The 21,229-nt window shown below is 65.4% G+C and carries 21 protein-coding genes and 3 pseudogenes; 10 read left to right on the top strand and 14 right to left on the bottom strand.

Going from position 1 to position 21,229, the window contains the following annotated elements:
- Positions 1-242, top strand: a 242-nt coding sequence (locus tag ACWEO7_RS30110) for a sensor histidine kinase (RefSeq protein ID WP_452428189.1), incomplete at its 5' end; no start/stop codon positions are given.
- 363 nt (positions 243-605) lie between these two features.
- On the opposite strand, the gene ACWEO7_RS30105 is transcribed toward ACWEO7_RS30110, so the two are convergent.
- Both ACWEO7_RS30105 and ACWEO7_RS30100 read right to left on the bottom strand, forming a co-directional pair.
- A complete protein-coding gene (locus ACWEO7_RS30105; RefSeq protein ID WP_397080327.1) occupies positions 606-1,616 on the bottom strand; it encodes an alpha/beta fold hydrolase in 1,011 nt (336 codons plus the stop codon).
- 349 nt (positions 1,617-1,965) lie between these two features.
- Positions 1,966-3,804 (bottom strand): AMP-dependent synthetase/ligase, encoded by a 1,839-nt coding sequence (locus tag ACWEO7_RS30100; protein ID WP_397080330.1) that lies wholly within the window; start codon positions 3,802-3,804, stop codon positions 1,966-1,968.
- Between the two features lie 136 nt (positions 3,805-3,940).
- Between ACWEO7_RS30100 and ACWEO7_RS30095 the strand changes: the two genes are divergently transcribed.
- Positions 3,941-4,276 carry a hypothetical protein gene (locus ACWEO7_RS30095; RefSeq protein WP_397080332.1) on the top strand — a complete coding sequence of 112 codons (336 nt, stop codon included), beginning with the start codon at positions 3,941-3,943 and terminating at the stop codon, positions 4,274-4,276.
- A 688-nt stretch (positions 4,277-4,964) separates the two neighbouring features.
- Here the strand turns inward: ACWEO7_RS30095 and ACWEO7_RS30090 are convergent.
- The 5 genes and pseudogenes from ACWEO7_RS30090 to ACWEO7_RS30070 all read right to left on the bottom strand — a co-directional run.
- Positions 4,965-6,317: a phosphoribosyltransferase family protein gene (locus ACWEO7_RS30090; protein ID WP_397080335.1), complete on the bottom strand. Its 1,353-nt coding sequence runs from the start codon at positions 6,315-6,317 to the stop codon at positions 4,965-4,967.
- A 220-nt stretch (positions 6,318-6,537) separates the two neighbouring features.
- Entirely contained in the window at positions 6,538-7,440 is a 903-nt protein-coding gene (locus tag ACWEO7_RS30085) for a universal stress protein (protein ID WP_397080408.1), read from the bottom strand.
- 32 nt (positions 7,441-7,472) lie between these two features.
- Positions 7,473-7,751, bottom strand: coding sequence for a DUF1918 domain-containing protein (locus ACWEO7_RS30080; protein WP_397080337.1), 279 nt, complete (start codon positions 7,749-7,751; stop codon positions 7,473-7,475).
- Positions 7,752-8,076: 325 nt separating this feature from the next.
- Positions 8,077-8,380: pseudogene (locus tag ACWEO7_RS30075) on the bottom strand (SLC13 family permease); the annotation flags it as partial.
- Between the two features lie 58 nt (positions 8,381-8,438).
- A pseudogene (locus ACWEO7_RS30070) lies at positions 8,439-8,606 on the bottom strand (hypothetical protein); the annotation flags it as partial.
- Positions 8,607-8,854: 248 nt separating this feature from the next.
- On the opposite strand from ACWEO7_RS30070, the gene ACWEO7_RS30065 reads away from it, so the two are divergent.
- The 4 genes from ACWEO7_RS30065 to ACWEO7_RS30050 all read left to right on the top strand — a co-directional run bounded on the left by ACWEO7_RS30065 (position 8,855) and on the right by ACWEO7_RS30050 (position 13,388).
- The gene (locus tag ACWEO7_RS30065) at positions 8,855-9,184 is read left to right on the top strand and encodes a hypothetical protein (RefSeq protein ID WP_397080339.1); all 330 of its coding nucleotides are present in this window, start codon (positions 8,855-8,857) and stop codon (positions 9,182-9,184) included.
- A 138-nt stretch (positions 9,185-9,322) separates the two neighbouring features.
- Complete coding sequence (locus tag ACWEO7_RS30060) at positions 9,323-10,186, top strand: universal stress protein (RefSeq protein ID WP_397080342.1); 864 nt, start codon at positions 9,323-9,325, stop codon at positions 10,184-10,186.
- Positions 10,187-10,347: 161 nt separating this feature from the next.
- Positions 10,348-11,748 (top strand): wax ester/triacylglycerol synthase family O-acyltransferase, encoded by a 1,401-nt coding sequence (locus ACWEO7_RS30055; RefSeq protein ID WP_452428186.1) that lies wholly within the window; start codon positions 10,348-10,350, stop codon positions 11,746-11,748.
- Positions 11,749-11,807: 59 nt separating this feature from the next.
- On the top strand, positions 11,808-13,388 hold the full coding sequence (locus ACWEO7_RS30050; protein WP_452428195.1) for an MFS transporter: 1,581 nt from the start codon (positions 11,808-11,810) through the stop codon (positions 13,386-13,388).
- Here the strand turns inward: ACWEO7_RS30050 and ACWEO7_RS30045 are convergent.
- The 5 genes and pseudogenes from ACWEO7_RS30045 to ACWEO7_RS30025 form a co-directional block, all read right to left on the bottom strand.
- Positions 13,370-13,573, bottom strand: a complete 204-nt coding sequence (locus tag ACWEO7_RS30045) for a P-type ATPase (RefSeq protein ID WP_452428193.1) — start codon at positions 13,571-13,573, stop codon at positions 13,370-13,372. The genes ACWEO7_RS30050 and ACWEO7_RS30045 overlap by 19 nt on opposite strands.
- Before the next feature lie 274 nt (positions 13,574-13,847).
- Entirely contained in the window at positions 13,848-14,069 is a 222-nt protein-coding gene (locus tag ACWEO7_RS30040) for a hypothetical protein (protein ID WP_397080348.1), read from the bottom strand.
- Between the two features lie 236 nt (positions 14,070-14,305).
- A complete protein-coding gene (locus ACWEO7_RS30035) occupies positions 14,306-15,100 on the bottom strand; it encodes an N-acetyltransferase family protein (protein WP_452428191.1) in 795 nt (264 codons plus the stop codon).
- A 246-nt stretch (positions 15,101-15,346) separates the two neighbouring features.
- Positions 15,347-15,712 (bottom strand): annotated as a pseudogene (locus tag ACWEO7_RS30030) (universal stress protein); the annotation flags it as partial.
- Positions 15,713-15,827: 115 nt separating this feature from the next.
- Positions 15,828-16,280, bottom strand: a complete 453-nt coding sequence (locus ACWEO7_RS30025) for an Hsp20/alpha crystallin family protein (RefSeq protein WP_452428184.1) — start codon at positions 16,278-16,280, stop codon at positions 15,828-15,830.
- A 588-nt stretch (positions 16,281-16,868) separates the two neighbouring features.
- Between ACWEO7_RS30025 and ACWEO7_RS30020 the strand changes: the two genes are divergently transcribed.
- The 4 genes from ACWEO7_RS30020 (at position 16,869) to ACWEO7_RS30005 (ending at position 19,305) form a co-directional block, all read left to right on the top strand.
- Complete coding sequence (locus tag ACWEO7_RS30020; RefSeq protein ID WP_452428182.1) at positions 16,869-17,051, top strand: hypothetical protein; 183 nt, start codon at positions 16,869-16,871, stop codon at positions 17,049-17,051.
- A gap of 406 nt (positions 17,052-17,457) precedes the next feature.
- Entirely contained in the window at positions 17,458-17,760 is a 303-nt protein-coding gene (locus tag ACWEO7_RS30015; protein ID WP_397080356.1) for a hypothetical protein, read from the top strand.
- Positions 17,753-18,088, top strand: coding sequence for a hypothetical protein (locus ACWEO7_RS30010; protein ID WP_397080358.1), 336 nt, complete (start codon positions 17,753-17,755; stop codon positions 18,086-18,088). Before ACWEO7_RS30015 ends, ACWEO7_RS30010 begins: the two co-directional genes overlap by 8 nt.
- Positions 18,089-18,576: 488 nt before the next feature.
- The gene (locus ACWEO7_RS30005; protein ID WP_452428181.1) at positions 18,577-19,305 is read left to right on the top strand and encodes a DUF6088 family protein; all 729 of its coding nucleotides are present in this window, start codon (positions 18,577-18,579) and stop codon (positions 19,303-19,305) included.
- A 337-nt stretch (positions 19,306-19,642) separates the two neighbouring features.
- Here ACWEO7_RS30005 and def read toward each other — a convergent pair whose 3' ends face one another.
- Positions 19,643-20,209 carry a peptide deformylase gene (gene def / locus ACWEO7_RS30000; RefSeq protein WP_397080362.1) on the bottom strand — a complete coding sequence of 189 codons (567 nt, stop codon included), beginning with the start codon at positions 20,207-20,209 and terminating at the stop codon, positions 19,643-19,645.
- Positions 20,206-21,177: a multiprotein-bridging factor 1 family protein gene (locus ACWEO7_RS29995; RefSeq protein ID WP_397080364.1), complete on the bottom strand. Its 972-nt coding sequence runs from the start codon at positions 21,175-21,177 to the stop codon at positions 20,206-20,208. Before ACWEO7_RS29995 ends, def begins: the two co-directional genes overlap by 4 nt.
- Positions 21,178-21,229: the final 52 nt, after the last annotated feature.

Raw genomic sequence — 21,229 nt, 5'->3', positions numbered from 1 at the left:
GCAACGCCGTACGGCACTCCGGAGCCGACACCGTCTCGGTCGAGATCACCGTGGCCGACGACCTGACCATCGTCATCGAGGACGACGGCTGCGGGCTACCCAGCGACATCACGCCCAGCGGTCTTGCGAATTTACGGGCGCGAGCCGAGAACGCGTCCGGGACCTCTACTCTCACAGCCGGAATCGGACCGGACGGAAGCCCCGTCGGCACCCGACTGCACTGGACAGTGCCGCTGCGCTGAGCATCGAAAGCGCGCCGCACCACATCGGCACGCATCCCGCCGCACAGCGGCCCATGCTGGTGGGTTCCACCGTGACGTCGGGCGCGCGGCGTGACGTCGGGTATTGCTCAATCGGATCGGCCCACCGGCCTGGACGAGCGAACACACGATCAGCAGCCGAATATCCGCAGGCCGGCTTCGAACCGGCGCCACCGGGCAGAACCGCGATCGAGGTCATCACCGTGGCGCGCCCAGTTCCCCTGTCGGCCGCAACAGGTTCCAGACCGCGTTCAGATCGAGAAGAGCCGGGTGCGCGGTGCGTGACAGCAATGTCGAACAGTGAATTCCGTTCGCCGAGTTCGGCGCGGGTCTTCCGAAGTGCTGTCATCGCGCGAGACCGCGGTGAGTGTTCTGAAGCCCGAAGGCCTCGATCCATGAAGTTCCGTGAGGTCCACTGCCGGTGTTCGTAGATGCCGCAGGCCCCGGATCCTGTTCGCAACCGCGGGATCTCGCTGTTCGTTCTGCCGCAGGGCGGTCGGTGGTGGCGCCAGGGTGGGCAACTGGTTCGCCGATCACATTGGTGATCAGTTCGCCGAAGGCGTGGGGGTCGTGCATGAGCCAGGTGTGGCCCCCGGGCACGGTGATCGCGTGCGGGTCACCGAGCGCGGTCCGCAACGACAATGAAGTGGATTCGGGTATGACCGTGTCCCGTTTGCTCCACACTACGAGGATGGGGAGGCGGCGCTCGGTGAGCGCGGACAGTTCGGAGGCCAGATTGGCGGTCCGGGCGATATGGGCGACTTCCCACACCGCGGTCGGGTTCCGCAGAATGTTCGGCACTGCATCGCGCAAGATCACCGGCAGGACCCGGGTTACCTGACGGCGCGGAAGCAAGTCGGCCTGTAGGTGCAAGCCCCAGTCCCACAACGGACGTTCACGCAGCGCGCGTACCACTCCGCGGCCGTCGGTCCATGCCGAACCGCCGATGGAGTTGACCAGCACCAGGTGCTCGGCGAGGTCGGGCAGGTCATGGGCGGCTTTGATCGCGACGCCACCCCCGAAGGAGTGCCCGACCAAGGTCACCGGTCGGGGCAGGCCGATCGTCTCGGCGAAGTCGCCGACCCACCGAGCGTATCCGGAGAGACTTCGCTGCTCAGCCGGCAAGCTGGCGGTGCCGCCGAACCCTGGCATGGCTGGGGCGCACACGCGCATTCCCATGTGGATGAGCTGATCGAGCGGACCGGCATAGGCCCGTCCGCCGAGTCCCCAGCCGTGCAGGAAGACTACGCGAGGGCCTGACCCGCCGACTGCGTAGCGGGCGGCTCGGCCCTCGACCAGGATCGATCGCCACCGCAGCCGAGGAGTGCGGCGCTGTGGTGACTGTTTCGCGTTCACAGCTTCTCCTGACGTCGGCTCGACGGTTCCGCCGTTCATGCTCGGGGCCGCGCAGCCCCCGGTTCCGCTTTCGCGACTGCTATTGACAGCCAACTCGTCCATATGGAGCATCGCCGACAGCTTTACCCAATCGGAAGTGCGGAACGTCCGGTGCGTCCGGGCCGCCGGTCTCTCGATCTCAGGACTTTCGGCACCCGCAATTCCGGCATGCATTCAGCACGCCCACTCCCGCACCACCTGGGTCAGAGATCACCCACCGAATGAACCGCAGTCGCACAACCGCGGGTGACACCGGTGGTGGTCGCCTGCCCCAACCTGACATGTGCGAAGCGACAGTCATCGATCGACTTCAGTGGTAGAGGGCGTCGATGCTGTCGGCGAGGTTCTCGACCACTATCTTGCGGCGCAGTTTCATACTCGGTGTGAGATCACCGGCTTCGACAGACAGTTCGTGGTCGATGATGTCGAATTTCTTGATCTGTTCCCAGCGATTGAGTTGTGAGTTCAGGTGGTCGACGTAGGCGGCGATCACGTCGTGGGTCTTCTCGTCCCGCGCGATTTCGGCGAGCGGTTTGCCGGCCAGACCGTGCTTGCCAGCCCATTCGGTGATGCTCGGGGCGTCGAGGCCGACCAACGCGACGCAATAGGGTCGTGTTTCTCCGTAGACGATCAATTCCGCCGCGTACGGACACATTCCCTTGAACGTGGCGGCAATCGCCGATGGCGCGACATACTTACCCTGCGAAGTCTTGAACAAATCCTTCTTGCGGTCGGTGATGTGCAGGAATCCGTCTGCGTCGATCTCGCCGATATCGCCGGTGCGGAACCAGCCGTCCGCGTCCAAAGCCTCGGCAGTGGCCTCGGGACGGTCGTGATAGCCACTCATCACGCCGGGACTTCGGAGCAGGATCTCGCCGTCCTCGGCGATCTCGACCTCGGTGCCGGGAAACGGCTTGCCCACGGTTCCGAACCGGTATGCGCCCGGGCGGTTGATGAAGGAGGCGGCGGCGGTCTCGGTCAGGCCGTAGCCTTCGAGGACAACGATTCCGACCGCGTCGAACCACTGCGCGACATCGCGGTCCAACGGGGCCGCAGCCGAAACGAAGTACCGCAACCGACCACCGAAGCGTTCACGGATTTTGGACAGTACCAGCTTGTCGGCGACTCTGTGCTGCAACGAAACCAGCAACGACGGATCCTTGCCGGCCTGTCGCGCCCGCGAAACTTCCAGGCCGACCCCGACCGCCCACTCGAAGAGCTTCTTCTTCAACCCGCCTTCTTCGGCCATCATGCCCTCGATCCGGGCATGCGCCTTCTCGAAAATGCGCGGGGCGGCCGCAACGATTGTGGGATGCAGTATCGCGAGGTTGTCCACGATCTTGTCCACCCGGCCGTCGATTGCCGTGGGAAAGCCGATCAGCGGCGACAGCGCCAGCATCACCTTTCCGAACGCGTGGGACAGCGGCAGCCACAGAAAGTTCAGATCGTTGGCGTTGAGAACGTTCAGGGCGTCGATCGCTGCGGCGCTGTACGTCCATGCGGAATGCGGCAGCCGAACCCCCTTCGGGGTGCCGGTCGTCCCGGACGTGTACATGATGCTGCCCAGGTGCTCGGGCCGGATTCCGCGGATGCGGTCGGCCACCGCGTCGGGCGATTCGGCGAGCACTCTCCGTCCGCGCTCTTGGAGCTCATCGAGAGTGATCACCCAGTTTCCGTCGCCCTCGCCGTCGAAGATCACCACCTGCCGAACGTCGGGCAACTCGGCGCGGTGCTCGATCAGTTTGTCGACCTGCGACCGATCCTCGGCGACGACGACACGGCTGCCCGAGTTGGCGACGATGAACGCGACGCCCGGGGCGTTGGTGGTGGGGTACACGGTGGTGGTGGCCGCACCAGCGCACATCACGGCGAAGTCGGCGAGCACCCATTCGTACCGCGTGGATGACACGAGCGCTACCCGGTCCTCGGCCTGGATGCCCAGCGCGATCAACCCGGCGGCGAGAGTGTCGACGCGCTCACCGAACTGCTTCCAGGACACGCTGGTCCAGCGACCATCATCAAGGAATCGGAATGCCTCCGTATCGGCAGTCTGCGCGATGCGGTCGACCAGTAGCTGCGCAACCGAGGATGCCCGTTTCTCGATCTTGCTGAGATCGGGAGGTTCCTCGAATTTTTGGAGGACCTTCATTACCTCATTTTACGGATTTCCGGCCGATCGATAAGGCACTTCGGCAACCGGCCCGGACAGGGGACCTAAGACTCTTCATCGGCTGCCGCCGGTCGCGATTGACTCAGAATTCTCAAGAGAATTCCAGAGGTAGGCCATGGCCGAGAACAGGCTGCACATCCACGCGGGCAACAAACAGAAGACCGCGGCAGGAACACCGTTTCCTGAATCGTGTGTCGTCCAAGTCACCGATTCCTCCGGTGCCGGAGTCGAAGGTGTCGAGGTGTGTTTCACTCTTCGGGGTTCGGCGGCGCCGGTCTTCCCGTCACCGCCCAGTCCTGACGGCATTCGTTGGCATGCCGTCACCAGCTGCGCCGGTCTCGCTGCCGCAGTCCCGGTCACGCCCTACTTCACCGGGACCGTGGAGGTGCACGTGACCGCGGAAATGTTTCCGGGCCCGAACACCGTCGACTTCCATCTCGCCGCGATCTGACACGCTCAGACCGCTTCCATGGTGGGCGTGTGGGTGGATCGACGACCACCGATCCACTCCCGCCAACGGCACTCACCTTCCGTCACCCGGTCGCGGTGCTGGCCTGGCCGGATCTGGCCGCGGTCACCGAACCGACACGCGCGACCACCACCGTCGGCGTCGCTGCCCGCCGCCGTGCTCGCCTGCGACCGCTGCGCGCTCGGCATGCCGCTGCGTGCTCGGCGCCGGACCGGATTTCCGTCCGTCGGGACAGACCGCGCAACGGCGTGAGATCGGCTTCCATCCCTCTCGAAGACCGCGACTGCGCATCCGTCACCGCCGCAGTCGGCCATGACAGGCTCGGCCGCCCAACTCGACGTCGATGTGCGGCACAGGTGCACGGTCTCATGCCCGGGCGCTGCGACCCTAGCTGGTGTTGTGCGCTGATTCCGCACCGAGAATGTGTCAGACCTGACCGAGCAACGCGTACTGCGGACGCTCACCATGCAGCCGAGCGATGGCATCCGCCAGCAGTGGAGCGACGGAGCAAACTTCTATCGGTGCGGCCGAATCCTCATGTGCGATCGAATCGGTCACTACGACACGGCGCATCGCTCGATGGCGCAATCGGCGGACGCGACGTCCAGCAGGTCGGCCACAGCGGCTGCCAGTTGCGGATCGGCGCTGCCGGACAGAACCCGAATCGACGTCACAGTCGCGTGTCCGTCCGTCTGGCGCCGCTGTCGACCGCTGGCGCGGGCGCCAGTTGAGCCACCAGCCAATCACGCGCGAGTTCGGCGACCTTTTCCAATGCGCCCGGTTCGGCGAACAAGTGCGTGGCACCGGGCACCACGGTGAGCGCGGTTTCACACGACATCTCCTGTGCCGCCAACCGATTGAGCTCCAGCACCTGATAGTCGTGCCCACCCACGATCAGCAACGTCGGCGTACGCACCGCCGGAAGCGCCGGTCCAGTGAGATCCGGCCGACCGCCACGCGACACCACCGCGGCGATAGCGACACCGGGATCCGCCGCAGCGCGCAGCGCCGCGGCCGCACCCGTACTGGCGCCGAAGTAACCGATCCGCATACCGGCGACCTCGGCTCGACCGGTCAGCCATCGCGTGACCTCGAGCAGCCGCCGCGACAGCAGCGGGATATCGAAAACCCGCGCCCGATCGACTTCCTCCTCCGGCGTCAGCAGATCGAACAGCAAGGTGGCAAGCCCCACTCGGTTGAGCGCCTCGGCTACGAAACGATTGCGCGGACTGTGCCTGCTGCTGCCGCTACCGTGCACGAAGACCACCATCCCGAGCGGATTCTCGGGGATGGTGAGATGCCCGGACAGTTCTGTCTCTCCGATCGGGATCTGGATATCCTCATCACACAGTGGCGGATCGTCGCCGGATACATGAGCCGGCATCCCGCGGTCTCCTGCGGCACGAAGCAGCAGGTCGACCTCGGCGTCGGTGACCTGACCGAAATTGCGGTACCAGCTGCCGACCGCCCCGAACCACATGGGCATCTCGAGGCAGACCACCTCGTCGGCCACCTCCCCCAGCGCCGCCAGTGTGTCACGCGGAGCTACCGGGACAGCCAGCACGACCCGTTGTGCGCCTTGTGCCCAGGCGACCTGGCAGGCGGCTCGGGCCGTCGCACCGGTGGCTATACCGTCATCGATGACGATGACCGCCCGGCCCGACAGCGGGATACGCGGGTGAGCGCGCCGCAGCCGCTCGGTTCGCCGCCGCAGTTCGGCGCGTTCGCGTCGTTCCACTGTGGCAATCTCGTCGCCGGTGAGTCTCGTATAGCCGAGGACGACGTCGTTGATCACTCGGACGTCGTCTTCGCCGATCGCGCCGAAGGCGAGTTCCGGCTGGTATGGCACACCGAGTTTGCGAACCACGATCACATCCAAGGGCGCGTCCAGCGCCCGTGCGACCTCGTAGGCCACGGGGACGCCGCCGCGGGGTAGGCCGACCACGATGGCATTTTCGTCCCGGAGGTACTCCAGTCGTCTCCCCAATCGACGCCCGGCGTCACGGCGATCATCGAAATACATCGCAGACCTCCTTCCACACCCAGTGTGATTGTCGTCGCCTCGGCTCGGGCAGGTCCGATCGTCGCCGAGTGGAGAGCCGTTGGTCCTACCCGGTCGTCAGCTGGTTGACTCGCGGTTCATTCCGCGCGCGACGGCGCACCACTCACCGCTTTCCCGGCTGAACTTGCCGCCGAGGGCCAGCTGTCCCCCGGACAGCTGGTCCGCGAAAAGTAGACGACATCTATTGCTGGTCTCGGGGCTCAGGCGCGACGATGATCGGACATTCCACCGAATTCACCAGCGCCGACGTGATGGAGCAGGGCAGCAGTCCGGTGGCGCCCCTACGGCCACGGCTACCCACCACCAACAGCTGCGCGCCGCACGCTTCGTCTGTCAGACAGCGAACCGGGCTGTCGTGGGCCAACACCCGCCGTACCGGTACCTCCGGATATCGCTCGCCGAATCCCGCGAGATTCTCCGCCAACGCCGCGTCTTCCAGCTCCCGCACGGCCTCCCAGGCCGGGATGAGATTGGTTCCACGCGTATCGCTCCATGCGTGCAACGCGATCAACTCCACCTCCCGACGCGATGCCTCTTCGAACGCCAGCCGCACCGCCGATCCACAGTCGCGTGTCCCATCCACTCCGAGCAGGACCGGCCTACTCACGGACTCCGCATCCGTAGCGGGGGCCGACCGAACAACGGCGACCGGGCAATGGGCGTTCTTGATCACCGCTGTGCTCACCGACCCGGGCAATCGACGGCTGAAGGCCCCGAGACCACGGTGGCCGACGACCACCATTCGCCACCATCGCGAACGATCGATCAGGTGCGCGACGACCGGATCGTCGATCAGTGCGGTTTCCACCGTCAGCGTCTCATCGGGTGCGGCTTTGCGAGCCGTATCCCTGGCCTCGGCGAGTATTCGCTCTCCGTTGCGTCGCCGCACTCCGGCGGTGTCGGTCGACCAGTGTCCAGGACCGAAGCCGGTTCGAACGGACGCCACGATGTGCAGTCCGCGCCGGTACAGCGCCGCGTCCGCCGCCGCCCATGCCACGGCGTGGTAGGAGGAAGCGGAACCGTCGACGGCGACGACGGTGGATCGGCCGATGTGTTCGCACGGTGGGGTTGTGTTCTCCGTCATGGTGTTCACCTGGTAGCTCGGAGGTGTCCTACTCAGGCGCCCGAGGACCTCGCGGCAGATCGGCTCGCCCGATAGTGCCTGGAGGACAGATGTGCCTCCGCGATTTCTTCCTGTGCCCGCAGTTCGTCGCGGGTGACTACATGTGCGTCCGGGCCGGGAAAGGTGAGTGCTCGATGGCCGGTGTCGATCCAGTGCACGAGATAAGGCGGCGTTCCGTCGCTGCCGTGCACTTCCTCGATGAGACCGCGCCGGACCGCGCCGCCGAGATTGCGACCTTCGACTATCAGCCAGTCCCCCACCTGCGCATGCATGCGCGCAACCTCCTCTCTGCTCCCCACCCGACTTATCGTCGCAATCTGCCAGCAACCGATGGTAGGGCCATTGGTCGCAGGTCGGCGCTGCACTCGGCGCCATGTAGGGCCATTGGTCGTTGAGACGGTGAACCCGATGCCCTAGCGTCGCCGGGGCATTCGGCGCACGCTCGGATCGCCCGACTCGAGCGGGAGCTTGGAGTTGCTCTACTGCGGTATCGGATGCACAGTCGCTACTCATCGGTGAACTCGCCTTCGCCGAGGCCCATCGCGGGATGACAACGTCCGAATCGGGGTTTTGGTCGGCACCCTCGCCGCCGCGGGGCTGTTCGAGGAGCCCGGTCTCGACCAGCGCACCGACCATGACGAAAAGCCCCGCGAAGAACAGCAGCGTCTCCCATTCCACCGCGGCCAGGTACTCCTGTTGCGGTAGGCCGGAGATGATTACCAGAATCCCGGCACCCAGCAAAGCCACCACCGATGGCTCGATATGGAAGGCCGAGTGCCCAACGAACCCGGTGAAGACCACCCACCAAGACGACCGCGCATTTGGTCAGCAGGCCGCGATCGCGGATCGCTTCCCGTTCGTCCAGGGACATGACATCGGCGACTCGCGCGGGTTCGACTGCTTCGCCCCTCTGGCACGGCCCACACCTCACCGTCGAAGCGGAGCGCGGCGAACGCCTCGAGACTGTCACCACCGAAACCGGCCCCGGCCAGATAGTCCAGGTGTTCGGATGTGAAACTGAACTGCTCCAGCCAGTCGAGGCAATCGCCGACTCCTGCGGAGGCGAGAAAACCCCGGTTGGCGGGCAGGTCCCGGACGAACAGGCTGAAAGTGGCAAGTCCGGTCATCTGCCTGCGGAGGTAGCTGTCCACCATGGTCAGTTCGTAGAAGTCGGTCAGCAGCGCGCCGGACATATGTAGAGCATGTTGCGCACCGCGGTCCGGGCTGCAGAGGCGAAGGTCCTCAGCGTCGTCACCTCCGGCTGGCTCGGTGACCGCTTCGGGCGGAGTCCACGCCGCCATGAAGGTCATCGGACGTTCCCGTGAGGGACGTCCGACCCTAGGCGGACCATAGCCGTCGCGACGACCCTGGTGCCATGTCTCCCAGAAGCGATTCACTCGAAGCGTCTTTGCGCATCGCGCGCCGGATCGTCACCGCGGTGCCGATGCGCCTGCGCTCGGTGTTGCGCGGCGCGACCGGCGCCGAGGGCGTTCACCGGGTCGCGCCCGAGGATGCCATCGCCGAACGGCTCGAGGAGTTGGAGCACCGAGTGCTACTGCTCGGCGACGCGGTCGCGGTTCTCGCCCGAGGACTCGAACAGCTGCCGAGCAGCGACACCGATGATCAACGCCGAGCCGACGCGGCCCAGCAAGCCCACCGCATCCTCATCGCCGAGCATCTCACCAGCGCATCCGCACCGCAGTAGCTCGTAGCGGCAGGCCGGACGCACGCGGCAGGGTGCGCGACCTCGCACTCCGCCGAGTTCCCGGTCCGGTAGCTGGTTGTCGCGAGATCGCTCGGAATCGGAACTCGCTGTCGCGCCAGTCCGAAAGAGGCGAAGAAGATGTCCAGGATCGGTAATCTCCCCATTCTCGTCGGCGTCGACGGATCGCCCGTCGCGCTCGCGGCGCTACGCTGGGCTGCCGTCGACGCCGCCCGCCGTCACGTGCCGCTGCACCTGCTCTACGCGATCGGTGTCCTCGGTGAATTCGGATCGGGCTTCGAGCTCGGACAGTTCGACTTCGACAGTTACCGCCAAGGCGGACTGGACGCGCTCGAAACCGCCCGCGCGACCGCCGTCGCCGAATCCGCGTCGATCGGCGAACTCGACATCAGCACCGAACTGGTGGACGCCCCTGCGATCCCGGTCCTGCGCGATCGCTCCAAAGCCGCGCGACTGCTCGTTGTCGGCACCCACGGGCTTGGCGCGGTCAGCCGCAGACTGCTCGGTTCGGTGAGCACCGCCTTGGCACGGCACGCCGCATGCCCGGTCGCGGTCATTCCGGAAACGCCCGCGTCGCCGCACCGCCCGGTGGTGGTCGGCGTAGACGGCTCCCGCAGCAGCACGCACGCTGTCGAGATCGCGTTCGACCAAGCCGCTTTCCGCGGTGTCGAACTGGTCGCAGTGCACACCTGGTCGGATTTCCTGCGCTTCGAATCATCCGAGCAAATGCAGGAGGAGGGCGAAGAATTGCTCTCCCGCAGCATTGCCGGATTCGGTGAGAAGTATCCGGAGGTTCCGGTGCACCGCATCGTGACCGAGGACCGTCCCGCCGACCGGCTTCTCATGATCGGCGACAAGGCCCAGCTCATCGTGGTCGGCAGCCACGGTCGCGGCGGCTTCTCCGGAATGACGCTCGGCTCGGTCGGTCAGGCCGTCCTGCACGCGGCTCAGGTGCCGATGATCATCGCCAGGTCGGCGAGTTGACCACGCACGGGCGGAACCGAGTTCCGCCGCGGAAAGGAGCCCAACGTCACCTGCGCCCGTGACATTGGCATCTCACTCGGAATGTCGTATCCACGGGAGAATTCTTTCTGTAGTTCCAGCCAACAGGCAGCAGCTTGCGACGCTGCCGGGACAGGTTCGCGATGACCGAATTGGGCCCGCTGGACACGGGCTTCATGGAAATGGAAGACACCGACCGCCGGGTCAGCCTCGGCATCGGTACGGTGGCGATCCTCGAGGGTCCATCGCCATCCAGGGACGAGCTGCGCGGCTGGCTGGATCGCGGACTGGAGCGGCACGCACGGCTGCGCCAGCGGGTGCGCCGCGTGCCATGGGACGTGAAAGCGCCGGTGTGGGAGGACGATCCGAATTTCGATCTGCACCATCACATTCGGTGGACCGCGTTACCGGCCCCGGGCGGCGAGCGGGAGTTGCAGGAGCTGATCGCGACCGAGCTGACCGAGCGGCTGGATCGTGACCATCCGCTGTGGGAAGTAGTCGTGGTCGACCAGTTGACCGAGGACCGCTGGGTGATGATCCTCAAGGCTCACCACACCATGGTCGACGGCATCTCCGAACTCACGCTGCTGGAAAGCTTCTGCGACCCCGCCCCGGTCGACGTCGGCGAGCACCGAAGGCCGAATGGAAAACGTTCGGGCACCGGGATTCTGAAACTATTGACAAAAGTGATGCAGGCACCGGTGGCCATCCCGCGTTCCGCCGTGGGAACCGTGCGCACTTTGGCGCCGGTGCTGTACGCGGCGATCGCGCCGGCAAGCGAATCCTCGCTCAACGGCCCCATCGGTAAACAGCGGCGCTACACCGTGGCGCGAACCATGCTCCCGCAGGTACGAGAGATAGCGACGACCTTCGATGTCACCGTCAACGATATCGCCGTGGCCGCGATCACCGCCGCCTACCGTCGATTGCTCCTCAGCCGAGGCGAACATCCGACACCCACCGAACTGCGCATCGTCGTACCGGTCTCGACCCGAACGACGGAGGCGAAACAGGTGCTCGACAACCGCGTCTCCGCGGTGATCGCTCATCTGCCGATCGAACTCGACCAGCCCGTGGAGCGCCTCATCGCCGTCCACGAGCAGATCGGCAGGCACCGAGCCCGGGGCGAAGCCGACGCCGAGAAATCGGTGCTCTCATTCTCCCGGCGGCTGCCGTTCGGGATCGTGGCCGAAGTGTTCCGGCTGGCGGTCTCCTTCCCTCAGCGCGGCGTCGTCGCACTGGCGACCAACATTCCCGGACCGCGGCACCGCCTGACACTCGGCGGCCGGAAAGTGATCGAGTTGTGGCCCTGCATCCCCATCGCCATGCGGGTGCGCACGACGATAGCGATCCTCAGCTACCTCGACCGCCTGACTTTCGGCATCACCGGTGACTACGACACGACGCCCGACATCGAGACGATGTCCTCGAGCATCACGACCGAGATCGCGGTGCTGCTGGCCCACGCCCGCAACCGGCAGCTCACACAACGACCGCAACCCGCCATCGGTACCGCCACCGCTCGATCACGGCATGCGAAGTGAGTCCGGAACAGCAACCGGCGCCCGGCACCGATCCGGCGAACGCGGCAACCAGCCACAACCTGCCGGTCATACTCGCCCTCGCCTTCGCATTCACGATCACCGTCCTCGACCCCCTCGTGCTCAGCCTGAACCTGCCGCAAATGAGCCGGGACCTACGCGTGCCGCCGCAACTCGTCGGTCCGCTCGGCGGAACGGCGACCCTCGTGATGGCCGCCGCCGTCCTCGCCGCGGGCAATCTCGGAGATGCCTACGGGCTCAAGCGGCTGTTGATGATCGGTCTGGGCATCGTGACGGTCGTCGACCTGCTCTCCTTGCTGTCACCCGGCTACGGCTACCTCTTCACGATGCGTGTACTCGACGGTCTCGGGATGACAGCGCTGCTCGGCGTGCCGCTGGCTCTGCTGAAGACATCGGTACCGGAGCAGAAGCGCCCCACCGCCATCGGTGTCTTCATGGCGGTGGAGATGATCCTGTGTGGTGTGATCCCGGCGCTCACCGGTTGGATGGTGACCGCCGTCGGCTGGCGATCGCTGTTCCTGGTCGCCCCATCGCTGTCGTTGCTCGCGCTGTGGCTGACCGCCGTCTATGTGCCGGAGTCGCCCGTTCGGCAGCGCCCTCGGCTGGACGTGATCGGTGTGGCATTGATCGGTTCGGCGCTGCTCGGCCTCGTCGTCGGCATCGCCGCCGCGCAGAAGGGCGTTCTCCGGCCGGAAACCTGGCTACCGCTCGCCTTCGGTGCTGCGGCGGCGACCGCATTCGTGCTTCATGAACGGCATACACCCGAACCAGCCTTGGAGTTGACGCTGTTCCGCAGCGCGACGTTCGGTGTCGCTCTGGCGGCGGCACTCACCCTCAACTTCCTGTCCGCCGGATTGGGAGTCGCGCTCGGACAGTTCGGGGGCAAGGTGCTGTCGCTGTCGCCGGAGGCCATCGGCACGCTGTACCTGCCCGGCACACTGCTGATCGCGGGCGCCGTGACCGTGGCCGGGCGCTTGGTGGGCGTTTACAGCCCACGACCGGTGTTGATCACCGGGCTGTTGCTGCTATCGGCGAGCGGATTGCTGATGGCGGGAACGGCGAGTCCCACGATGGCGCTGTGGTTGCTGGTACTGGCCACCTGGCTGTGTAATCTCGGCGCACTGGTCACCTCTACTTCGGTGTCCGAAATGGTGTTGTCGGAAGCACCGCCCGGACGTTCCGGTACTGTCGCTTCCGTCCAATTGGCCTCCGGAATGACCGGCTACGCCTTGGGACCCACCGTTTACCTCCTGCTGCTGAACATCTTCTTCCGGCGGGAATGGCTGGCCGACGCGCACTCGCGCGCACTGTCGGCCACCACCGCAGAGCGGGCAGTCGACGCCGCGCGCAGCGCGGTGGCTCACAGTCCGGGCAGCGCAGGTTACGATCCCAACCTGTTGCGGCAAGCGGCCGGCCTGCGGCTCGATCTGGACTTCGCGGACGCCCTTCGGCTCACCATGCTGACTGTCAGCTTCCTACCGATCGTCGTGGCCGTGGCTGCGCTGCTACTCGTGCGTCGCCGCACCACACGGCGCCCCGGCTTCCGAGTGTTCTGCAGCCGATCACGAGAGCGGCATGCCGGCGGTTCCGCGCTCGACTCAGATCACCTACCGCGCCAGTAGGGAGCCTCCGCCACCGGTAGCGCCTCGCCGGTCAACGCCGATTCGTCGATTTCCAGGCCATCGGCCTCGAGCAGCCGGCAATCCTCAGGCACGCCCTCGCCCAGACCGAGGCGGATGATGTCGCCTGCTCGTCGTAGCGCTCGATCGGCCCCGGAGGCAGTGGGATGGGCCGCGCCGCGGCGCACTGCGGCAGTGGGCGCCCCTGCGGCGGCGCCGTGTACCGCACCGGTTCCACCCGTGTGAAGGTAGTCGCGCGCGAGCACTCTTGCCGCAGGAGCGATACGCGATGCACGAGATCGACGGCCGGGCTGAGCGGGTGTCGTTCCACAGCGCCTACGGCGGCAGCCGCGAGCCTGAGCGCCAAGTCCACCTCGGCGGTGCCGAAACGCCGTTCAAGCGGGCTCCGCAGCCTCTCTTGGTTCTGCTCGAACGCGATGACGGGTACGGGTTCGACCGGCGTCAACCGCGCGGGCACGCGCACACGGCGCCGACCGTGCCGACGGCGATCGCGGCCACATCGGAGCACGCAGCGACCAGATACCTCGCCGGACCGGTCCGATCCGTGGGAGGCTCGGTGACAGTCGCGGGGAACGGACCCTCCGCAGCGGCGGACTCCGCCTCGCGCACCGCGACGAGAACGACGTCCTCGTCCAACTCGGCAGTCGACTTTTCGGCGACCACCAGACGTCCGCACCCGGCGTCGACACCCGTTCAAGCAGAGCCCGGCAGAGAACTGTCCGCTGAACCCGCCGATTCGACACGAACCTCCACAGTGCGGGTTCGTTGCGCATGGGCATCTCATACGAAGGAATCGAGGCCGGCGGAGGTGACCGACATCGTTGCCGCGACGGGCGGCGGCGTGACCAACTGCATCGGACTCCGGTGGGAGCAGCGGTCATCGCGCTCCTGCCCTCCGTTCAGCCGATTCGTGCATGCTGAGCCTGCCTGTGGGCGTCCAGTCCGAGGTCGAAGTGGGCAACGGTGCCGTCGTACCGCAGCGCGTCCTTCCACCCCTGTTCGGCGATGATCGCGAGCATGAGGGTGTTCTCTGTCAGGATGTCGGCGGTGAGACGTTCGACTCCGCGGAGGTAGGCGGCCGTCCCCAGCCGCCGGACGAGCAACGTGCCGATGCCGTGACGCTGGTCGTGGGCGACGACCGCCAGCGCGATCTCCGCGGCGACATGCCCGGGCGTGGCGTCGGTGACCACGTAGTTGGCGACCCCCACCAGGTCCGCACCCTCGAAAGCGCCGAGCGCCAAGTGCGTGGAGTCGTGCAGGCACAGTTGTTCGGCGAATGCCTCGATGTGCTTCGGGAGGGCGCTGAAGAACCGGAGACGCGCATCGTGCGCCGACATCTGCCGATGCAAAGTCGCGACCGCTTCCCGGTCTTCGGGCGTGAGCGCGCGAATCTGCACGCCGGGAATTGGGGGAGCAGGCCGGGCAAGCGGATTCGCGCCGAGACCGACCGGAGGCGTCCGTGACGGGCAGATCATGACCGGGCACCGGCTGCGGCGGAAGAGTTCCGCGTCGAAACCGCGCACCGCAGAGACCGGCGCGTGTCCATCGGCTCCGGTGACCACCAGTTGCGCACCGATCACGCGTTCGCTCAACGCCGCATCCGATATCTCGGCAGAGGCAGCCACGGTGACATCGGGAAAGACTTCTCGTGCTGCGGCCACGTCAGCGTCGAGGGAGTTTCGCTCAGTGGTCACGGCCGGAACTGGTTCTGTGGGGATCACGGCGGCTGGTTGTTCCGGCCCGACGCACAACGGCAAAACCGATGCCCCGAACAGGCTGGCGTAATGGAAGGCGGCGACAGCAGCGCCGGTATCGCCGCTGGCGCCTGCCACAGCGAGGATCACCAGGCGTCGATCCGGAAGCTGGTCGTGCCGCCCCCGCCAGACGATCACAGGGCAGAGCGCGTGGTCGGCAATCGTGGCGCTGTGGAAAGTGGCCGCCAGTACATCGAGCGCCCCCACATCCGGGTGGCCGAGGACGACCATCCGAGCGTCCTCTTCCACGCTGGCCAGTGCCTCTTCGGCTGGTCCACCTATCACTCCGCCGGTGACGAGGAGTTCGGGATAGCGGCGGCGCACGGCGGCGATGGCGTTGTCGACGGCCGTCGCACTTTGCCGAGATCTCGCTGCCGGATCGGTTCGCTTCGAAGCCGTTCTCGCGGATAAGCCGTCACACGATGTAGGGACGTAGACGATCCGCAGAGGACACGACAGCCGCTCGGCGAGACATGCCGACCATAGAGCGGCCGCGTGACCTATTGGTGGGTGGTCGACCGTCACCACGATCGGGGAACGTCCGTCTGCCATCATGCGATCCTCCAGTATCCGGCGGTCGACCTCGGTAGCCGCCGAAGGATGAGGCGCTCACATTCACGATCGGCGCCGCCCACGTTTACGCCGCGTCGCCGTGCGGCTTCCAGCCTCAGCCGGGTCCGTTTCCAGTCGTCGTCTTGATTGCGATGTGCTTTTCGGGTGCATCCGATTCGGATACCGGTACGCTTACCGTCAAGATCCCGTCTGTATAGGTGGCCTCGATGGCATCCTCTTTCGCCCCTGTGGGCAACGGAACCGAACGATAGAAGCTGCCGTAGTGAAATTCCGATCGGGTGCCTTCTTCATTACGTTCGGCACGTTCGGCCTTGATGGTCAAATGCCCTTCCCGGATGCTGATGTCCACGTCTTTCGCCGGGTCGACTCCGGGCAACTCGGCGCGCAGAATGTAGCGGCACGTCTCGAGTCTCTCCTCGACGCGAATCATATGGCCTTCGAGTGACGTCCAGACGGGCCTCGATTCGAATCGAGCTATTAAATCGGACCAATCGGGCAGCGCTGGCCAGGCTGGTAGCAGTGCCTGGCGCGGGGAAAGCATGCTCATTGTGTGACTCCCCGATGAAGATTGTAAGTGCGGTTGATGACTTATTCATTCCACGCGGGTTCCACATCGGGCAGTAGGGTCGACGGTCCTTCATTCGAATACCCTGGTCCCGGGTGTCGCAAGACGGTAAGGGCAAGGTCGCCCGAATGACGTCGAACCCTTCGACGGCGCGCCTTCGCTCCCCGCAGTGTTGAAGACCGCATCCGCGTCCACGCCATCCTCGGTCAGGTGATCGTCGTAGGCGACGATAGACCGTTGCCTTTGGCGATCTTGGAGTCGGAGAACTCGCGTGTCCGCTGGCAGATGCGCGGGTTGCAGAACGCCATTGACGGACTGCCGCGCCGAGGTAGCGGTTGTGCGCGAGTCTGCGGGCGACGACGAATTCGCTGCGTCCGGATCGGCGGGTGACCGGTGCGGTGCATGCGCAGCATTGCAGTGCGTTCGCGGTCGTGTATTGCTGGGGCGGTTCCCGATTTTGCCTGCGATCCGGGCGGCAAGGACGTCCCCGAGTCCGGGGAAGCTCAGGTAGGTCTTACCGCCCGGGACGGCTTTTCCCGGAGAGGGATTCCTGGGCTGCTTGTCACGACCATGGCGAACATCGCCGAGCAGCAACTCGCCGATGCGCCGTGCCCAGTCTTTGTGGGCCTGTCCCAGGACGAGCAGCTGGTTGGCGGTCATCGCGGTGGTCGTGGCTTTGGCGAGCACCAGATACTTGCCGGGGGCAACTGCTCGACCGCCAGCGCACCCAGCACCCGCACCTCGGCCGGGTAGGGTTCCAGCTCCGTGCACCGGGCCACGAGCTTTGCGATCCCCGCCGGAGTGTGATCGATACGGAAGCCCTCGATTACTCCTTGGCCCGGTAGCCCCCGCGCCACATCGCGAAACGATTCGGCCCAATCGATCCCTACAGCAAGCAAACCACTGCCTCCAACATATCCACCTGACAAAATCAGCGGGACCGCGGGCACTGCGTCGTGCTGATAGACCAGTCCTCACCGGGACGACACCTTCTGAGATGACCCGCCCACGGCACAGGGCCCTCGAGGATGCCGTCTCATTTCAGTCTTCGCAGGACAAACAGCGAAAGCGTTCCCCGGAGGTCCCAGCCATGAATGAAGGTAGTGCTATCGGCTTCGCCCTCCTCCCACGCGCGTAGTCTCTGCGGTAGTCTGAGAGTGTGGCGATCGAGTGGTACTGGGCGCTCGCCCAGATGCTGGCGCGAACAGGAGTCGACCCGGACGACGTATTCGACTTGGTGGATGCGTGGATGAAAGGGAATCGGCCGGTCTGGCTACGGTCGGCTGCCGACCCGGCGACCGGGCTGGTGTCGCTGGTGATCTGGGGTCGCGCCGAGGACGGCACACCGATATCGGTGTTCGCCCGTCGTCTCGGTCGCGACATCGAGGTGTACAACGCCGCGTACCTCACTACAGACCAGGCCGCGGACTTCGAGAAGTGGGAGGCGACCCGCAATGACTGATCCGTTCTTGAACATGAGCCCGGCCGAAGTGGCGGCGATGACCGAGCGCCTCGAGTTCACCGATGAACCGGTCACCCCGCCGATCGAGACCGGCCCGGCCGCCGAACCGGTCCTCATCCCCCGATCGGTGAAACTGACCCGTGACCTCGACCAGGCGTGCAAGCGCCGCGCCGCGAACCTCGGCATGTCACAGTCGGCCTATATCCGTTCGTTGATCGAACGCGACGTGGCCGAGGCAGGAACCGGCGAGCAGCGACCGGCGTGGGTGCGCGAACTCCTAGCCGTGATCGCTCAGCACGAGAACGACGAGCACCGCAAGGCATCCTGAGCCGAGTTCAGCGGTCCACGTCGACCAGTCGGGATGACCAACTCCTGTGGAGCGGCGTCCGAGACGTGGAGCCCGGTCGACATCCAGATCGCGACCGCGGTCTGTGCAACTGCGCGAATGGCCTGTTCGCTGCGGAATCGCGATCTGCGATTTCCCGAACACTCCCGGATCCCGGGCTGATGCTGATGGGTTCGACACGTTCTCACGGGCCAGCGTGCACATTACGTCGAGAGAGCGAGTGCTTCCGATAGGCCCGCGTCCCACCGTCGTGATGCCGACCTACGAGGGCGACACGAACGTGCGTGTCAGTTCCCTGCCGTCCAGCCCAGATCCTCTTCACGGAGCAAGTCGGCCCACATCGCGCTGAACGCAAACCGGATCAGAGAAGCGGCACATCAGCGCGCAGGCACGCGGCTTGTCGAAACAGAAGCCCTTCGTCAGTTCAGGTCGAGACTGCCTCGGGCTCGTCTCAACCACACACTGAACATTTGCGGAGGGCAAAATTCTTTCAACTGGATGGCCTTGAACCATCGACAGGGGTTGGTGTCACGTTTTTTGCTATCTGGAATCGTGACATGTTTTCGATACAGTTTCATGTCATGCGAGCGGCGATAGGTGACGCCAGTAAGGCGTTGGTGACAGCGCCGGTCGGCAGTTTCGTGCATACGAATCGCCTGCCGGGGACTTCGGCTGCTGCCACCTCAGCAGTCAAGCGCGCATACCAGCGTGGAGAGCTGGTACGTATCCGCAGGGGCCTGTACTTCAAGGGCGCTAAGACCCGTTACGGCACAACCCGGCCGTCTGCAGAGGTCATCGCCGTGGAGGTGCTGGGTACTACCGGCGCCGGGCCGACAGGATTCTCCGCAGCGCGTGCGCTTGGGTTAACCACCCAGGTCCCTGCTGAGCCGACCATGGTCGTGACCGGGCCAGTGCCGTCAGCGGTGCCCGGGATGAAGGTGTCCACGCGCGGCAACCTCAAGCGGCTGGCGTTGACGTCGTTGGAGATCGCCGCACTCGAGCTGCTGCGTGGTGACTGGGAGACGACTGTCGATGAGGGGTGGTCCGCGCTCGCAGATGCAGTTGGCAAAGCGGTGGCTGCCGGAAAGCTACGTTGGCGCGAACTCGCGACAGCTGCGGAAAGTGAGAGATCTCCTAGGTTGCGCAAAAATCTGCAGCGACTGAGCGAGGAATTGCAAGTTTCAGGCACACTGACCTGATACCTCCTCTACTGCGTGAGCATCCCTGCGCGCAAACAGTTGATCCGGGCGAGGTGGTCGCTGACGGCGTCCGTTCGATCTCGGCCTGTGGTTGCCGAGGCTGTCTTTCTCACGGCGCGGACACCGTTGGCGGCGTGCTCGGCTCGGCCTCCAAACCACGTCTGCTGGTACAGTCTTCGGGATTAGCAGCAGGCCCCACGCGGGGGTAGATCGACTCCACGCGCGGTTATTCTCGGTGTCAGCCTTGTCGCCGAGCCCGACCCGGCTGCGGAATCGCGATTGTTCTCGAGGGCGCGCGGCCGGTCGTGATCCGTTGCGGTGATTGGGAATTCGCGCTCTACTCGTAGCTCCAGCTCCGGCCGGTCAGGCGGTATTGCTCGACCGGTATCGGTTGCGCTTCGGGTTTCATGCGTGCTGTGTAGAGGATGCCGTCGAGGTGGTCGATTTCGTGCTGGATGAGGCGGGCGAGACCGTCCTGATATTGCTGCCGACTGAGTTCGCCGCTGTATGAGGTCGTTTCGACCTCGATTCGCAGGGGCCGCGGTACTTTTCCGCGGACGTCGAAGAAGCTGAGGCAGCCTTCGTATTGCTCGTCTTGGTCGTCGGAGTGAGCGACGATGGTGGGGTTGAGAAGCGTGATCTTTTCGGTGTTCGGTTCGGGCGGCTGGACGACGGCGACTCTGCGACCGATCCCGAGCTGTGGCGCGGCGAGTCCCATGCCTTTGGCGAAGTTGTGTACGCGGCGGGCGCGGTGCATGGCGGCGATGAGGTCGTTGACGATCGCGGTCGCGAGGTCGTGCTCGGTAGGGAGGTTCAGTGGCTGGCTGGGCTGGTGGAGTATGGGGGTGTCGGATTGGACGATTCCGATGCCGCGCATGGCGTCGCTGGGTTTGGTTTCGATCACGGTTGCTTCCTTCCCTGCGTGGTTGCCTCTGGTGAGGATCGGAATCGCCATTCCATCCGGTATCGGGTGTGTAGCGGTGGCCGGGTGGTGTTCCAGGTGAAGATCGCGGTGTCGTTGTCGTCGTGTCTGGCCGGTGCGGTGGGTAGTGGTCTGGCGTCGGCGGTCATCGATGTTTCGATACCCCACACGGCGGGGTCGAGCACGGCAGGGAATGCCAGGGTGACCTCCAGTCGCTCGGTGGGCAGGCGGACGGCCCGCTGGAACCAGCGGCCCCATTTGGTGTCGCCGACACAGTAGACGTAGTCGATCCACACCGAATCGCCCGGATACAGCGGGAATCGGGCGTTGTCGTTTTCGAACAGCAGCCACACCTCTTTGAAAGCGTCATGGTCGTGTTTGGCCTCCCACCGCATCGGCTCCCCCTGGCATGCCGCCGTCAAATCCAGTTCGTTCCAGGTCAGTGGATTGTGCCGATAGTGCTGCTTGGACCGTTCAGGCTCGCCTGGGTACCGGTCGACGCTGATGCGGATGAGGAAGCGGGTGATCGGCTCGACTCCGATGTTGCGCAGCAGCCGGCGCATCGTGAGCCGGTAGGCGGTGCCGTCGTAGTCGAGACGAGCAGCGTCGTGCTCGACGACGAGATCGGTTCCGGGGTACTGGCTCGACGAGCCTGGCGTGGTGGTCGGTGCGGGTTTGGATGCGTGGAGTTTGGCGGTCTCGTAGTCGCGCCAGCGTTTCCAGATCGCGGTGCCTGACTCGAGGGCTTCGTCGGCGCGGCGGGCGAAGTCCTCGGTGGGCCGGTGGCGTCCGGATTCGATGTGGCTGACATAGGAGGCGTCGAAACCCATCCTCGCGGCGAGGGCCTTCTTCGCCAACCCTTTGACGTCGCGCCAGTAGGCGACTTCGGCGGCGAAGGCTTCGGCGGCCTGGTCGACGCCGATGCTCTGCTGTCGCTGTGGTGTGTTCAACCCTCGTGCCCCCGACTGCGGTGTGATCGCGTGAATGGAATGAACCGTGAGT

The organism is Nocardia sp. NPDC004260 (genome assembly GCF_053603155.1).
The sequence above is the reverse complement of the archived record's forward strand: the minus strand, read 5'-3'. Positions and strand labels throughout refer to the sequence as shown.

Bases quoted from the DNA above. Each gene is read 5' to 3' on its own strand.
- ACWEO7_RS30100 (WP_397080330.1), bottom strand. From the start codon at position 3,804: ATGAAGGTCCTCCAAAAATTCGAGGAACCTCCCGATCTCAGCAAGATC.
- ACWEO7_RS30095 (WP_397080332.1), top strand. From the start codon at position 3,941: ATGGCCGAGAACAGGCTGCACATCCACGCGGGCAACAAACAGAAGACC.
- ACWEO7_RS30090 (WP_397080335.1), bottom strand. From the start codon at position 6,317: ATGTATTTCGATGATCGCCGTGACGCCGGGCGTCGATTGGGGAGACGA.
- ACWEO7_RS30085 (WP_397080408.1), bottom strand. From the start codon at position 7,440: ATGACGGAGAACACAACCCCACCGTGCGAACACATCGGCCGATCCACC.
- ACWEO7_RS30080 (WP_397080337.1), bottom strand. From the start codon at position 7,751: ATGCATGCGCAGGTGGGGGACTGGCTGATAGTCGAAGGTCGCAATCTC.
- ACWEO7_RS30065 (WP_397080339.1), top strand. From the start codon at position 8,855: ATGTCTCCCAGAAGCGATTCACTCGAAGCGTCTTTGCGCATCGCGCGC.
- ACWEO7_RS30060 (WP_397080342.1), top strand. From the start codon at position 9,323: ATGTCCAGGATCGGTAATCTCCCCATTCTCGTCGGCGTCGACGGATCG.
- ACWEO7_RS30055 (WP_452428186.1), top strand. From the start codon at position 10,348: ATGACCGAATTGGGCCCGCTGGACACGGGCTTCATGGAAATGGAAGAC.
- ACWEO7_RS30025 (WP_452428184.1), bottom strand. From the start codon at position 16,280: ATGAGCATGCTTTCCCCGCGCCAGGCACTGCTACCAGCCTGGCCAGCG.
- ACWEO7_RS30020 (WP_452428182.1), top strand. From the start codon at position 16,869: ATGGCGAACATCGCCGAGCAGCAACTCGCCGATGCGCCGTGCCCAGTC.
- ACWEO7_RS30010 (WP_397080358.1), top strand. From the start codon at position 17,753: ATGACTGATCCGTTCTTGAACATGAGCCCGGCCGAAGTGGCGGCGATG.